14 protein-coding genes are annotated in these 14,587 nt (G+C 65.3%); 6 read left to right on the top strand and 8 right to left on the bottom strand.

From position 1 onward, the window contains the following. Position 1: 1 nt before the first annotated feature. Positions 2-1,843 carry an ABC-F family ATP-binding cassette domain-containing protein gene (locus AIOL_RS11875; protein WP_049643169.1) on the bottom strand — a complete coding sequence of 614 codons (1,842 nt, stop codon included), beginning with the start codon at positions 1,841-1,843 and terminating at the stop codon, positions 2-4. 185 nt (positions 1,844-2,028) lie between these two features. Between AIOL_RS11875 and ndk the strand changes: the two genes are divergently transcribed. After that, a complete protein-coding gene (ndk, locus tag AIOL_RS11870) occupies positions 2,029-2,451 on the top strand; it encodes a nucleoside-diphosphate kinase (protein WP_049643168.1) in 423 nt (140 codons plus the stop codon). An 80-nt stretch (positions 2,452-2,531) separates the two neighbouring features. Here ndk and AIOL_RS25510 read toward each other — a convergent pair whose 3' ends face one another. From AIOL_RS25510 to AIOL_RS11855, 4 genes are all read right to left on the bottom strand, one after another. Then, positions 2,532-2,684, bottom strand: a complete 153-nt coding sequence (locus tag AIOL_RS25510) for a hypothetical protein (protein WP_160314476.1) — start codon at positions 2,682-2,684, stop codon at positions 2,532-2,534. A 468-nt stretch (positions 2,685-3,152) separates the two neighbouring features. Continuing rightward, complete coding sequence (locus AIOL_RS11865) at positions 3,153-4,466, bottom strand: FtsX-like permease family protein (RefSeq protein WP_049643167.1); 1,314 nt, start codon at positions 4,464-4,466, stop codon at positions 3,153-3,155. Beyond that, positions 4,466-5,152 carry an ABC transporter ATP-binding protein gene (locus AIOL_RS11860; RefSeq protein ID WP_049643166.1) on the bottom strand — a complete coding sequence of 229 codons (687 nt, stop codon included), beginning with the start codon at positions 5,150-5,152 and terminating at the stop codon, positions 4,466-4,468. Before AIOL_RS11860 ends, AIOL_RS11865 begins: the two co-directional genes overlap by 1 nt. 214 nt (positions 5,153-5,366) lie before the next feature. Next, positions 5,367-6,761 carry a tetratricopeptide repeat-containing sulfotransferase family protein gene (locus tag AIOL_RS11855; RefSeq protein ID WP_049643165.1) on the bottom strand — a complete coding sequence of 465 codons (1,395 nt, stop codon included), beginning with the start codon at positions 6,759-6,761 and terminating at the stop codon, positions 5,367-5,369. Positions 6,762-6,879: 118 nt separating this feature from the next. Here AIOL_RS11855 and modA point away from each other — a divergent pair, with 118 nt between their 5' ends. From modA to AIOL_RS11830, 5 genes are all read left to right on the top strand, one after another. Then, positions 6,880-7,629: a molybdate ABC transporter substrate-binding protein gene (gene modA / locus AIOL_RS11850; RefSeq protein WP_049643164.1), complete on the top strand. Its 750-nt coding sequence runs from the start codon at positions 6,880-6,882 to the stop codon at positions 7,627-7,629. Then, the gene (gene modB, locus AIOL_RS11845) at positions 7,626-8,297 is read left to right on the top strand and encodes a molybdate ABC transporter permease subunit (RefSeq protein ID WP_049643163.1); all 672 of its coding nucleotides are present in this window, start codon (positions 7,626-7,628) and stop codon (positions 8,295-8,297) included. Before modA ends, modB begins: the two co-directional genes overlap by 4 nt. Next, a complete protein-coding gene (locus tag AIOL_RS24445; protein WP_082152559.1) occupies positions 8,290-9,297 on the top strand; it encodes an ATP-binding cassette domain-containing protein in 1,008 nt (335 codons plus the stop codon). The genes modB and AIOL_RS24445 overlap by 8 nt, the downstream gene beginning before the upstream one ends. A 399-nt stretch (positions 9,298-9,696) precedes the next feature. Beyond that, positions 9,697-10,320 (top strand): Hint domain-containing protein, encoded by a 624-nt coding sequence (locus tag AIOL_RS11835; RefSeq protein ID WP_049645413.1) that lies wholly within the window; start codon positions 9,697-9,699, stop codon positions 10,318-10,320. 369 nt (positions 10,321-10,689) lie between these two features. After that, the gene (locus AIOL_RS11830; protein WP_082152558.1) at positions 10,690-11,463 is read left to right on the top strand and encodes a FadR/GntR family transcriptional regulator; all 774 of its coding nucleotides are present in this window, start codon (positions 10,690-10,692) and stop codon (positions 11,461-11,463) included. A gap of 49 nt (positions 11,464-11,512) precedes the next feature. On the opposite strand, the gene dgoD is transcribed toward AIOL_RS11830, so the two are convergent. Genes dgoD through AIOL_RS11815 form a run of 3 tightly spaced genes read right to left on the bottom strand, consistent with a single transcriptional unit; the run spans position 11,513 to position 14,543 of the window. After that, positions 11,513-12,646 (bottom strand): galactonate dehydratase, encoded by a 1,134-nt coding sequence (dgoD, locus tag AIOL_RS11825; protein ID WP_049643161.1) that lies wholly within the window; start codon positions 12,644-12,646, stop codon positions 11,513-11,515. Next, a complete protein-coding gene (locus AIOL_RS11820; RefSeq protein ID WP_049643160.1) occupies positions 12,643-13,536 on the bottom strand; it encodes an NAD-dependent epimerase/dehydratase family protein in 894 nt (297 codons plus the stop codon). Before AIOL_RS11820 ends, dgoD begins: the two co-directional genes overlap by 4 nt. Positions 13,537-13,538: 2 nt before the next feature. Then, positions 13,539-14,543, bottom strand: a complete 1,005-nt coding sequence (locus tag AIOL_RS11815; protein ID WP_049643159.1) for an ABC transporter ATP-binding protein — start codon at positions 14,541-14,543, stop codon at positions 13,539-13,541. Positions 14,544-14,587 lie beyond the last annotated feature (44 nt).

The following is a 14,587-nucleotide window of genomic DNA, read 5'->3' as shown; positions in this document are numbered from 1 at the left end:
TCTAACGCGTCTCCGCCGCTTCCAGCTTTTGTTGCGCGGCCAGCCACAGCTCCTCGGCGCGGTCGAGCCCGTCCATCACCTCGGCGTATTTCTTCTGCCAAACCTCGGCCTCGCCGGACTTGCCGGGCTCATAGAGCGCCGGATCGGCCAGTTTGACGCTCAACTTCTCGCGCATCGCCTCCAGCTTGGACATGCGATCCTCGCATTTGCGCACGTCCGAGCGCAGCGCCATCAGGCGGTCGCGGCTGACGGGTTTCGGCTTTTCCACGGCCTTCAGTTTCTCGGGTTTATCCTGCGTAAGCAGCAGCTTGCGGTAATCTTCTAAACTGCCCTCATAGGGGGTCACGGCGCTCTTGTTCACCAGCCACAGCCGGTCGGCCACATGTTCCAGCAGATGCATGTCGTGGCTGACCAGGATCACCGCGCCGGTATAGGCGGTCAGGGCCTCGACAAGGCCCTCACGCGATTGGATGTCCAGGTGGTTGGTCGGCTCGTCCAGGATCAGCAGATGCGGCGCGTCCAATGTGGCCAGCAGAAGCGACAGCCGCGCCTTTTGCCCGCCGGAGAGCTTGGCCACCACGATCTCGGCTTGCTCGGCCAATAGCCCGAAACCGGCAAGCATCGGGCGCAGCCGAGACGGAGGCGTGCTGGGCCGCGCGCGCTGCAGATGCTGCAGGGGTGTCTCGTCGAGATGCAGCTCGTCCACCTGGTGCTGGGCGAAATAGCCCACGCGCAGCTTGCGGGCGCGCGTCATACGTCCGCCCATCGCCTCAAGTTTCTCCGCCAAGAGCTTGGAAAGGGTGGATTTTCCCTCGCCGTTGCGGCCCAAAAGGGCGATGCGGTCATCCTGGTCAATGCGCAGGTTCAGCTTTTTCAGCACCGCGCTGTCGTTATAGCCTACGGAGGCCGATTCCAGGTTCACGATGGGCGGCGAGAGTTCCTCGGGCTCGGGGAAGGTAAAGACTTGGGCCGCGGCCTCCTCGGGCGGGGTGATCATCTCCATCCGGGCGATGGCCTTTAGGCGGGACTGGGCCTGTTTGGCCTTGTCCGCCTTGTAGCGGAATCGGTCCACATAGGATTGCAGATGGGCGCGGCGGGCCTCTTGCTTCTTCGCCATCGCGCTGGCCTGCGCGGCGCGTTCGGCCCGCTGGCGCGCGAATTGGTCATAGGGGCCCTGGTAGAAGGTCAGCCGGCGCTGGTCGAGATGCAGGATCGCGCCGACGGCGCGGTTCAAGAGCCCGCGGTCATGGCTGACGATGATGACGGTATGCGGGTAGCGCGCCAGGTAGCTTTCCAGCCACAGCGCGCCCTCGAGGTCCAGGTAGTTGGTTGGCTCGTCGAGCAGCAGCAGATCGGGCGCAGAGAACAGCACCGCCGCCAGGGCCACGCGCATCCGCCAGCCACCGGAGAAGGCCGAGCAGGGCATGGCCTGCTCTTCGTGGTTAAAGCCCAGGCCGCGCAGGATACTAGAGGCGCGCGCCTCAGCCGACCAGGCGTCGATATCGCTTAGCCTTGTCTGGATTTCTGCAATACGGTCAGGGTCTTGGCTGGTATCCGCCAGCAGGGCCGCGCGCTCGGTATCCGCCGCCAGCACCGTGTCCAGAAGGGACACCTCATTGCCGGGCACCTCCTGCGCGACGCCGCCGATCCGGGCGCCTTTGGGCAGTGAGATATTGCCCGATTCCAGCGCCAGCTCGCCCCGGATCAGCCGAAACAGCGTGGTCTTGCCAGTGCCGTTGCGCCCCACCAGGCCGACCTTGTGGCCCTCGGGGATCACAGCACTCGCGCCCTCGATCAAGGGGCGGCCATCCATGGCGAAAGTTATGTTGTCGATACGCAGCATGCGCCGGGGCTTAGCACTGCCGGACGGGCAGGGAAAGCGGCAGCGCGCATGTCATCGACTATGAGCTTTTGCTGGTGCGGGAGGAACCGCGATTGCACCGCTTTTCAAGGCGCGCCGACCATGCTAGGGGGCGCGGCAAGAGCGGTGGGCGCGGGGTCCGTCGCGCAACCTTCAAGAGGGCAGTCATGGCCACCGAACGCACACTTTCCATCATCAAACCCGATGCCACCAAGCGCAACCTGACCGGCAAGATCAACGCCAAGTTCGAGGATGCCGGCCTGCGCATCGTCGCGCAAAAGCGTATCCACCTGTCCAAGGCCCAGGCGGGCGTGTTCTACGCGGTGCATTCCGAGCGCCCGTTCTACGACGAACTGTGCGAGTTCATGGCCTCCGAGCCGGTGGTCGTGCAGGTGCTGGAAGGTGAGGGCGCAATCGCCAAGAACCGCGAAGTCATGGGCGCCACCAACCCCGCCGATGCCGCCCCCGGCACGATCCGCGCCGAGTTTGCCGAATCCGTTGGCGAGAACTCGGTTCACGGCTCTGACGCACCAGAGACCGCCGCGGTCGAGATCGCGTATTTCTTCTCGGGCCTTGAGCTGGTCGGCTAAGCCCAATCAATAGATGTCAAAGCGGCGGCGCTGGTCCTTCTGGGTCGGCGCCGCTGTTTTTTAAGCTGGGCTTTGCGCCCCTAGATGCTCGCCCAGTCGCGAATGAGCTCTGGCTGCGGTTTGACCGCCTCTTGCGCCTGATCCATCCGCCGACGGTCCGCCAGGGGAATTGGTGCGGCCTTGGGGGGCGTGGCCTTGATCTCTTTCGGCTGTGTCTGTTGCTTCACTTCCATCGTTACTACCCTTTCCTATATGCTCGCCTGCGAGCGGGGCGGGGTCCGGCGCCTTGCTCCTGGCGCGGTTGACCCCACAACCAGGTAAGCCTGTTAGGGTGACGGCTCGTGGGCCAAAAAAGGTTCAAAAGGCGGCAACTGATCACAAAACCAGCGTGAATTGTTTCAATCTGGGGATAACTCGGTGACCTATCCACAGCTTCGCCAAATAACTTGCACAGGTTTGGCGGCGGTCCATATTGCGTCAGGGGACAGACAAAGAATTGGGGGAATAGTGAGAAACGAACGCCCGAAGATGGTCGCCGAGACCGATGCGTCTGGGAAAGTCACCCATGTGTGGCTCGCAATGCCAGAGTGGAAAAGCGCACGCCCTGTAGATCGCAAAAAGCTCGTCGCTGGCGTGATCGCACGGAGCGAGTTCCATGGCGCCTCAAGGCGCGAGATCACGGATTGGCTCAGGCGCGGGCGCTAGCCGCGCAGATGCGACACCACCGGTTGACGCAGCTGGGCCCAGGCGGGCAGCAGCGACAATAGGCTCGCGAGGGTCACAAAGCCCAGCCCAAGATGCAGCTCGGTCCAGCCCAGGGAAGCCTCGACCAGGATGTCGGTGCGGGCGGTCACGATGCGCCCCAGCACCCATGTCGCGCCAAGGCCCAGCACGGCGCCCAGCGCCGCGCCCGCGACCAAGAGCGTCGCGCAGTAGGACCAAATCACCGCAAAGATGAACCGCCCCGGCGCGCCTAGCGCGCGCAAAAGCGCCATCTGGCGCTGAAACAGCCGCACGAGGATGAAAAGCCCCAGCAGGACGCTCGCCGCCACCAGCGCCTGGGTGACCGTGGCCATGATTGACATCGCTTGGCGCACATCGCCCATCACGCGGTAGAGATTGGCCAGAACGGCGCCCGGAAAGAAGGCCATGGTCTCGGCCTCGCGGGTGAATTCCGAGCGCAGCGCATACGCCGCGGCCAGGCTGCCGGCGCGCACGATCACCGCGGGCGTGCCTGGGAAGTACTCGGCGTCGAAGGGCTCGCCCAGGGTGGCCTCAGAGCCCGGCGCGTGGCCGTCCGCCAGCCCGTGCACCAGCCAGACGCCCTCTACCGGGGTGAGCACGGCGTTGTCCCAGGGCGACCCGGTGCGGGCCATACGCCCGACCACGGTGATCTCGTCCGCATGGGCATCCGCAATCGCCGCCGCGCCGCGCCCATGGGCGGGGATGGTGCTGTCGCCGATTTGCATTGGCACGGCGGCGCCGATCACCGCCTCGTATGGGGTGGCGAACATGCGCCCCTCGATGCGCCCGTCGCTGAGATGCGTCACAAAGGACGCCGTGGTGCCGACCACCGGGGCCTCGCCCACCGAATCCCCAAAGGCCAGCGGGGCGGCAAGCTCGACCCGCGGGTGGTTGGCGATCTCGTTATAGGTCGGCCCGTCCAGCAAGGGCGTGTCTGTCGCGCGCAGGAACACGCTGGCCAGCATCATCGTCAGCTCGCTGCCCGGCGCGGTGATCACGATGTCGAACTTGTCCGCCGCCTGGGCCATGCCCTTGCGCAAGCCGCGCTCTTGCGCGATCAGCCCAAGCCCCATGCCCACGGATATGGCGATCAGCAGCGTGAACATCGCATTGGCCCAGCGGTAGCGCCAAAGGATCGCGCGCACCAAGGGGGCCGGGCGGAAGCCCCGGCGCACCAAGACCCAGCACAGCAACACCGGCAACACCAATCCGGCGGCCATCAGCGCATTCTGCGCATTCGTCGAGAGCTCCTGCCAGAAGTTCTGCCACATCACGCGGCGATCCCACCTGTGACCGTGCCATGCTCCAGCGAGATGACGCGATCCATGCGGTCCAGCAGTCGGTCGTCATGGCTGACCACGATCAGGCTACAGCCGCGATCCTCGACCCGCGAGATAAGGTCGTCGGTCAGCGCGTCCGCGGCGGCGCGGTGCAGGCTGGCGGTGGGTTCGTCGGCGAGCACGATCATCGGGTCATGGGCCAGCGCGCGCGCCACGGCCACGCGCTGGCGCTCGCCGCCAGAAAAGCTTGCCACGCTGCGGCTGTCCTGCTCGATCCCCAGACTGGTCAGAAGGTCGCGGGCCATGCGGCGGATGCCAGGGCGGCGTGCGTGCGGCGCAAACAGGGTCTGCAACGCGGCATTGTCCACCGGGCCCAGCTCGTCAAACAGCAGAAAGTCCTGGAATATCATGCCGATATTCGCGGCGCGAAAGCGGCTGCGCTGGCGTTCGCTCTGTCTGTTGAGGTCGGTGGGGCCCCAAAGCACCTGGCCCTTGGTTTGGCCCAAGAGCCCGGCCAGCGCAAAAAGCAGCGTGGATTTGCCGGCGCCAGACGGCCCATGGATGCCCAGCGCGCAACCCGCCGGTGCCTCCAGTCGCGGCACCGACAGAATCGAGCGGTCCCGAGTCCCTAAAACCTCGAGATTACGGACCCTTAGGTCAAAAATTTCGTTTGCCATTCACTGCGCCGCTCGGGCGGGGTCGGCGTGGGCGCCGCTCCCCGGATGCTCTTGGTTGGCGCCAACCTATTCGACCCGGGATGACAAATCCATGACATGTTTCGAGGCGCGGCGGGTAAAAGCAGAGTGGGGCGTCAAATGGTATCAGCCGCGAGCGAGGCCGCGCCTACGGGATGCAGCAAGCGGTCCCGGCTGGGGTGTATACCCTCCAGGATCAGTTCATGCGCGCGGTGTCCTCGCGCAGCAATACCTGCCCCTCGCCAATGTTCACACCCTGCGCCGCCAGGGCCTGCGCCAACGGGGCCACGGCGGTGCTGTATCGCTTCCAGCGCTGCACCGATCTGCGGTGGATCTTTTGACGCACCTGCCCGCGCGAGCGGGTGACCACCGCGTTGCGCGCCGCCTCCGGGTGCATAACCGCGTCCTCCCAAGGCAGATCCAGAAACGCCATTACCTTTTGCATCTCCTCGCGGGGCGTCGTGACCAGCCGCTCATAGGAGACCTCATGATAGGGATTGGGCAGCGCCGCCTGCACATCCGCCGCGCAGCCCTCGTAAAGCGCGAAGGCATGCGCCAAATGCCCGATATCCAGCGCAAAGCTGTTGCCGTTGAAGAAGCGGCCGGTGAAGCATGAAACGCAGGTGTCTAGGGGGTCGCGGCGGATATGCAGGATGCGCGCCTTTGGGAACAGCGCGCCGATATGGGGCAGGCAGAGGATGTTTCCGGGGAATTTGTCCACGTAGCGCCGCGCGTTTGCGGCGGTCTGCACCTCGGAGACATATTCCGAGGCCCAGGCCGCAAGATCGTCGCTTGAGGCCCCCAGCAACCAGCGATGCGATAGCTCTCCCATCGCGTCGCGCCGCGCAAAGCCCGCCTTGGCGCGGTCCGAGATCAGCGATACCTCGCCACAGCTTGCCACGCCAGTGGCGTTGGACAAAAGCGCCTCTAGCAGCGTGGTGCCAGAGCGCGGCATGCCGACCACGAAGATCTGGTTCTCGCCTTGCGGTCCGTTGTGATCCCGCGGCGCCGCGGCGCCAAGCGCGGCCAGATCAAGCAATCCCGCGCGCCAGCTATCCATCAGCGCCGGCTGATACGGCGCGGCTTGGGCCAGCTTTGCGCCGTGTTCGGCGTGCTGCCAGGCGCGCCGCCACTGGCCCGTGTCCTGCATGGCCTTGCACATGACGTAATGCACCTGGCTGAGCCAGTCCGGCTCCTGCCAGGTCTCGGCCAGCAGCCCCTCGATATGCCCAAGCAGCTTCTCGCCGCGCCGAAAGCGATGGATCTCAGCAAATGCGGCCAGAGACAGGACATCATGCGGCTCCTGCGCGATCGCCTCTTGCAGCAGCTTGCGCGCGGTCATCATGTCTCCGCGCGAGCTGTGCACCAGCCCCAGCCCGCGCAGATGCGCAGCCGTGGGCGCGGCCTCGCAAAGCTGCAAGAACAGACGCTCCGCCAGGTCCAGATGCCGCATGCGTGTAAGGCCCGCGCCGATGAGCGCCAGGATCTCAAAATCCTTCGGGTGATCCTCGCAGTAATCTGAGGCCATGGCCACGGCGCGTCGGATATCACCGCGCGTATAGGCCGTATGAATCTCGTCGCGTGCGGGCATGCGGTCTCCTGCGCTTATGTCACATAAGTTACATTGGCTTGGCTAACGAAACCCTAACTTGCGCCGCCTCGACGAGCCCCCTTGCGCTTGGGGCCCTGGTCGCGCGACATCGTAAGCGATGAGATATGCGGCGATTCTACTGGTGGTTCTGCTTGCTGCGGCGGGCGCGGCCCGGCCTGCGATGGCCGAGCGCGTGACCGTTGCGGTCGCGGCGAACTTCTTGACCACGGCGCGGGACGTGGCGGCGGTGTTCTCGGCGCAGACCGGCCACGAGGTGGACCTGGTGCATGGCTCCACCGGCAAGCTCTTCGCGCAGATCCGGGCGGGGGCGCCCTTTGACGTGTTCCTGTCGGCGGATGCGGCGCGCCCGGCGCGGCTGCGCGAGGTTGGCGAGGTGGCCGAGGGCGGGATCGCCACCTACGCAATCGGGCGCCTAGCGCTGGTGCATGGCGAAAGGACCAAGCCGGGCACGCTGGACGAGATCCTGGCCCGGCCATCGCTGCGCTTTGCCATCGCCGATCCGGCGGTGGCGCCCTATGGCGCGGCGGCGCGGGACGTGCTGCGCGCAGAGCGCGGCGCGACCTGGCAGTCCAATGTCGTGATGGGCGAAAGCGTCGGGCAGGCCTTTACATTCGTGGCGACCGGCAATGTGGATGCGGGGCTTGTGGCGCTGGCCCAGGCGCGCACCTTCGAGGGCGATATCTGGGTGCTGGAGCTGCCGGATGCGCGCCACGCGCCGATCCAGCAGGATGCAGCCTTGCTGAAGCGGGCCGCGGCGAACCCAGCGGCGCGCGCCTTTCTGGAGTTCCTAAGCGCGCCCTTCGCGCGCCAGATCATTTCGGATGCGGGCTATGAGGTCCCGCAGTGAGCTTTAGCGGGCCGATCCTTCTGACGCTGCAGCTCGCGGGGGTCACCATGGTGCTGCTCTTGCTGATCGGCATGCCCATCGCCTGGTGGCTGGCGCATACCAAGTCGCGGCTGCGCCCCATCGTCGAGGCCGTCACCGCGCTGCCGCTGGTGCTGCCGCCCACGGTGCTGGGGTTCTACCTGCTGATCCTGATGAGCCCGAACACCCCAATCGGCGCCTTCTGGGTGCGGCTGACGGGCGAGCAGTTGACCTTCAGCTTCTCCGGCCTCGTGGTGGCGTCGCTGTTTTACTCGCTGCCCTTCGCGGTGCAGCCGATGCAGGCGGCCTTCCAGGGGGTAGGGCGCGGCATGATGGAGGCGGCGGCCACGCTGGGCGCGTCGCGCTGGGACCAGTTCCGCTCGGTCGTGCTGCCGCTGTCGCGCCGCGGCATCCTGGCGGCGGCGGTGCTGAGCTTTGCCCATACGGTGGGTGAGTTCGGCGTGGTTCTGATGGTGGGCGGCAACATCCCCGACCGCACGCGGGTGATCTCTATCGAGATCTACTCGGCGGTCGAGACGCTGGACTACCAGACGGCGCATATCCTGTCCGGCGGGCTCTTGGTGTTCAGTTTCGTGGTGCTGGTCTTGGTCTATCTGCTGAACCAGCGCGGGCTGCGGGCCGGTGTCTGAGCTCTTGACCTTTGACCTTGCGGTGCGCAAGCCCGGCTTCAAGCTAGAGGCCGCGGCGGAGGTGCCGCTGTCGGGGATCACCGCGCTGTCTGGCCCTTCGGGCAGCGGCAAGACGACCTTGCTGCGGGCCCTGGCCGGGCTGGAGCCCTCCGCCACGGGGCGCATCAACTTCGCTGGCGAGAACTGGTCGCGGATGCGCCCGGCCCGCCGCGGCGTGGGCTATGTGTTCCAGGACGCCAAGCTGTTCCCGCATCTGAACGTGGCGCAGAACCTGGCCTATGGCGCGATACGGCGGCAGGCGTCCGAGGAGCTTGTGGAGGCGGTGGTGCGGGCGCTGGACCTGCGTCCGCTGCTGGCACGCTCGCCCGAAACCTTGTCGGGGGGCGAGACGCGCCGGGTGGCCCTGGGGCGGGCCCTGGCCTCGGCGCCGCGCATCCTGCTGATGGACGAGCCGCTGACCGGGCTGGACCGCGCCCGCAAGCTGGATCTGATGCCCTATATCGCCCATGCCGTGGCGGATTTCGGGGTGCCTGCGATCTATGTGACCCATTCGGCGGCCGAGATCAGCTTTCTGGCGGATCGCACGCTCTTTATCGAGGACGGGCAGCTTACGAACTGGTCCGGCGCCGCGCCGCGCGTGGTGGGGCGCGTGGTGAACGCGGCCCCGGGGCAGGTGAACCTAGAGGTCGGGCGCTTTACGGTGTGGGTGAACGGGCAGGGCAATGTCGGCGAGCTTTGGGCGGTGCCGCTGGGGCAGGACTATTTGCTGTCCACGCAGGATCCCGGGCACAGCACCGCCGCCCTGACATTGCCGGGCGTCGTGGCGGATGCCGACCCTGGCAGCGGGTTGTGCCAGATGGATATCGAGGGGCAGCGCCTGGCCCTGGCCTGGCCGCGCGTCGATGGCCGCGTGCCAGAGCGCGGCACGCCGGTCTGGTTGTCGCTGCCGCGGCTCAGCGCCCGACCGATTCAGGCCGAGGACGGCCCCGAATCGCGTTAACACCTGTGGCGCGGCGCACAATGCCGCCGCGGCCCAGGGCATTGATCATGCCAAAGAGATAATTGTGGCGAGAATACGGCGATGCGCAGACGCCTTTGACGTGCATTGCGCCCGTTTCTTCTCTGGAAACGATGAGTCCGGCCTTTGCCCTTGTTTTTGCGTCGTATGGCGCCTGGCGTGCTCGGAACGGTCACTTTGCCAATTCAGTTGTTTCCATTTTGGCAGCAATGCGGGCCAAGGCTGCGTCGAACCCGCCCCCGAAATCGCGCCCAAACGCCGGGTTTGCCCCAAACTTGCCATGATTTTCCTCGGCCAGAACGGCCTAACGCAGTAGGTCTTATGCATGTCAGCGGTCAGTCGCTGATTGCGAATACCGGAATATTGGAAGACGAAACGAGCATGGCTGTAGCCACTGAAATACAAACAGAAACGCCTTGTTACACCCCCGGCAGCCGTATCGCGACGCCCACAGGCGAGGTTGCGGTCGAGACGCTCTCGGTGGGCGACAAGGTTGTGACGCGCGACAATGGCATCCAAGAAATCCGCTGGGTTGGGTGGCGCAGCATTGCGGGGCGTGAACTTACGCAGAACCCGCATCTGCGCCCCATCCTCATCCGCAAGGACGCCCTTGGCGACGGGCTGCCCGAGCGCGACATGTGGCTGAGCCCGAACCACCGCGTGCTGGTGACAAGCGACCAAACGGCGCTTTACTTTGAGGACCGCGAGGTCCTGGTGGCCGCCAAGCACCTGGTCAACCACCGCGGTGTGCATGACGTAGAAACCCTGGCCACGACCTATATTCACTTCCTGTTTGACCGCCACGAGGTGGTGCTGGCCGATGGCTGCTGGTCCGAGAGCTTCCAGCCCTGCGACACCAGCCTGCGCGGGATCGGCAACGCGCAGCGCCAAGAGATCTACGACGTCTTCCCCGAGCTTCAAGAGAACCATGACAGCGACGCGGCCCGCCCGGCGCGGCGCATTCTGTCAAAGAAAGAGACGCTCACGCTCTTCGACCAGATGTGACTTCGCATACAGCAGCTCCGCGACGGCGGAGCGCACAAGCGGCCCTTCGGACCTGTGGGGAGGTCTGGAGGGCCCATTTGTTTGGCGTGTCGCGTTGTTGCGTGCGGCGTGATGCGGGTCCTCCGCGGGGCCGTATTTGGCGCAAAGCGTGCCCATTTCGGCGTCAGTGGGGTGTTCCGGCTGTGCGCGAATGGCGCCAGAATAGCTCTCAGCATCCGCCGCTCGTGCATGCCGTGGCGATTTTCGCACGCATTCATAGGTCACGGTATAAGCTTTCGTTTATTCTGTGTTCCTACGGCTCCGCTGGAGACGGAAACGCATTGGCATTAGGGCCTGCGCTCAGGCACTATCTAGAAAAGAGGGGCCTCAATGAGTTTCGCGTCGACACAACCGTTTAACGTGCCTGATATCTATCTGGCCGAGTTGCCCACCGGCGCGGGCAAGACTGCGGTCAACACGTTGGGCCGGATGATCGCCCGCGGCGATTTTCCCGCTGGCGCCACCATTCCGATGGAGGCTGAACTGGTCGGCATGCTCGGCGTGTCTCGAACCGTCGTGCGCGAGGCGATCAAGGTGCTTTCGGGCAAGGGGATGGTGCGCACGGCGCGGCGCTACGGCACCCGCGTCTTGCCGTTCGAAAGCTGGAACCTGATCGACCCGGACGTGATCAATTGGCACGAGCCCAGCAGCCCCGCGGCCACGAAGATCTATCGCGACAGCACCAAGCTTCGCTTTATCTTCGAGCCGGAGGCCGCCGCCCTGGCCGCAATCAACGCGACCACCGAGCAGCGCGAGATCATTCTGCGGGCCGCCGAGCATATACGCCCAGAGCCCTACGGCACAGAGGGCATGATCGCCGCCGATTACGCGTTCCACGCCACCATCCTTGAGAGCACCGGCAACATCATGCTGCGGCAGATGCAGGGTCTGATCCTGGCGCTGCTGCAATTCTCCTACCCCACGGGCGCGCAGGCGGCGCCGAGCGAGAAGGTCTCGAGGCGCAGCCATATCGAGGTCGCCGAAGCGATCAAGGCCGGCGACGGCGAGACGGCGCGCGCGCGCATGTCGTCAATGCTGGAGCAGAACCAGTTGGTCGCCGATCGCATCGGCGCGTGGGACGGTCCCAACATAAGAGCTCTCTAGCGGGGCGCATCGCCCGCTCGCCCGACCGACCGGACGACCGGCCGGGGGGCTACCAGTTGGCGAATGACCCGTCCTCGCGCCGCAGGATTGGCAGATGCTCGGGGATAAAGGGGTAGTTGACCAGGCCCGCCGGGTTCAATTCGACCCCCAGCCCGGGCGCAGCACCGCATTCCAGCCAGCCGTCCCGCCACACTTGATCCGTCGTGATGAGATCGGGCACACATTCCCCCGGGCGCCTAGGTAACTCTTGGACCAGCACGTTGGGGCAGCTGAGGTTCAGATGCAGGCACGCGGCGGTCGAGATCGGCCCGATGGGATTATGGACGGTCAGATCGATCATTTGGGTCTCGCACAGGGCGGCGATCTTTTTGGCCTCGGTCAATCCACCGGCGATGCAGACGTCGACGCGGGCGTAGTCGATGAGGTTGCGCTGGATGAGCTGGCGGAACTGCCATTTCGTCGCAAATTGCTCGCCCGCGGCGAGCGGCACGCCGGTCTGCTGGCGCAGCAGCGAATAGCCATCCGCGAACTCGCTGCGCAGCGGGTCTTCGACGAACATTGGACGATAGGCTTTAATTTGCTCGCAGAAATAGGCGGCTTCCGGCGGCGTGAGCTTGGTATGGGCGTCAAAGGCGAGCTCGATATCGGGGCCAAGCTCTTGCCTAAGCAAGCGGAACTCCTCGATCGCCTTATCGACCGCCCAGCGGCCCCGCATGACCATGTCGGGTTCGTAGGACGGCTCCCACCGCAGAACCTTCCAGCCCTCTGCGACCGCCTTGCGCGCCGCGGCCAGGGTCTCTTCGGGCGTGTCACCGTGGATGTGGCAGTAGCTTAGGACCTTGTCCCGCGTCCGGCCGCCCAGCAATTCGTAGACCGGCACGCCAAGCGCCTTGCCCTTGATGTCGTAGAGCGCCATGTCGATGGCCGAGATCGCGCTGGACAGCACCTGGCCCGACGGGTGGAAGCCTGACCGCCACATCACCTGCCAGAGATGCTCGATCCGGAACGGGTCCTGCCCGATCAGCAGGGACTTGAGGTCGCGGATCATGCCCTCGACGGCGTATTCGCGGCTTGTCAGCCCGCTTTCGCCCAGCCCATAGGTGCCCTGGTCAGTCTCGACCACCACGATCAAGAGCGTGCGCCACTCCTTTAGCAGGTGGACCTTGATGTCGGTGATCTTCACAGCAGCTCTTTCTTGCTGGACGCGTTCGCGTCGATGCCAAGGACGTCCTGCCAGCTATATTCCGGCTCCCATCCAAGCATGGCGCGGGCCTTGGCGCAGTCCAGCATCGCGGTTCTGCCGGTCAGGGCGGGAAGCACGGTGGCATCTGGCATGACCGCCGCGACAAGGGCGCGGCTTGGCTGGCGCATGATGGTGTCCGAGGCGGCGATGCTGAAGACCTCGGCGCCGGTCAGGTTGGCCTCCAGGGCCAGGCGAACAGCGCGCGTGACGTCCCGGATGTGGACATAGCCCCAAAGGTTGAATTTGCGGCAGGAAAGGTCGCTCCAATAGCCGGGGATCTTCTGAAACGCGGCATCCGCGCTTGGATCGTCATAGAGTACGTTGGACAGCCGCAGCCCGATGAAGGTCATGTCATGGAGCGCGGCCATCTGCTCGGCGATTGTCTCGGATACGGCCTTAGAGATCGCATAGCCGGTCTGCGGCGCGGGCGCGGCGGTCTCGTCCATCGGCACCTCGGGCGGCTGGTTGGTGACGAAGGGGTGGCCAAAGATGGTCTCGGAGCTGGCCCAGACGACCCGCTTGATGCCATGCGCGGCGGCGGCGTTGAAGGCGTTGAACAAGGCGACCGTGTTATTGGCAAAGCGGTCCGCGGCGGCGAAATGCTCTTCGTCCGGGCGCGGATCGCCGGCGAAATGCACCACCGCGTCGCAGCCGGCCATGGCGTCAAAGACCGCGCCATAGTCGCACATATCCAACGGCACGAAGTCGCAAAGCGGCGCGCGCGGCGGCTTCACATCCAGGTTGCGGCATTGAAAGCCGTGATCCAAGAGCTCTTGGATCACGGCCCCTCCCGCGCCGCCGCTGCCTCCAGTTACACCAACCAAGGTCATCGTTACGCCCTTTCGACAGTTCCGTCGGCACGGAATAGGTGAATGTTGTTGGCGCGCGGGGTCAGAAAGACCGCGTCGCCGGTGGAAATCGCGACCTCGCCGGGCAGGCGCACGGTGATGCGCCCGGCGGCCTCGCTGTCGACATAGGCGACCGTGTCGGACCCAAGGTGCTCGACATAGCGCAGCCGGCCTTCCCACTCGCCCGCGTCGGGCGAGACGTCGATATGCTCGGGCCGGATGCCCAGGATCTTTGACTTGCGGGCCTCGGCGATGCGGCCCTCGATCAGGTTCATTCTTGGCGAGCCGATGAAACCCGCAACGAAGGGGTTCTGGGGCGCGTTGTAAAGCTCCATCGGGCGGCCGACCTGCTGGATTATGCCGTCCTTCATGATCACGATCTGGTCGGCCATGGTCATGGCCTCGACCTGGTCATGGGTGACGTAGATCATTGTGGCATTCAGTTTTGCGTGCAGCTCGGCCAGCTCCACGCGCATCTGCGTGCGCAGCGCGGCGTCTAGGTTGGAAAGCGGCTCGTCAAACAGGAAGACCTTGGGCTTGCGCACGATCGAGCGCCCGATGGCCACGCGCTGGCGCTGGCCGCCGGACAATTGCCGCGGCTTGCGGTCCAGAAGCGGGCCAAGCTGTAGGATCTCGGCGGCCTCGCCGACCCGGCGGTTGATCTCGTCCTTTGGGGTCTTGGCCAGCTTCAGGCCAAAGCCGATATTCTGGCGCACCGACATATGCGGGTAAAGCGCGTAGCTTTGGAACACCATTGCGATGCCGCGATCCGAGGGCTTGGCGCCGGTCACGTCCTCGCCGGCGATGTGGATTTCGCCCGCCGAGACGTCCTCTAGCCCGGCGATCATCCGCAGCAGGGTGGACTTGCCGCACCCGGATGGCCCGACAAGCACGCTAAAGCTGCCGTCTGGGATGGTCAGGCTCAGGTCGGGGATGACCTCTACGGCGCCAAAGCTCTTGTTGATGTTTGTCATGCGGACTTCGGCCATGGCTTAGCCCTCCCTGTAGGTGTCAAAGCCGCGGCGGGGGCCGC

The organism is Candidatus Rhodobacter oscarellae, from assembly GCF_001078595.1.
In the GTDB taxonomy this organism is placed as follows: domain Bacteria; phylum Pseudomonadota; class Alphaproteobacteria; order Rhodobacterales; family Rhodobacteraceae; genus Rhodobacter_B; species Rhodobacter_B oscarellae.
Note: the sequence above shows the minus strand (reverse complement) of the source record. Positions and strands in the feature narration are given on the sequence as shown.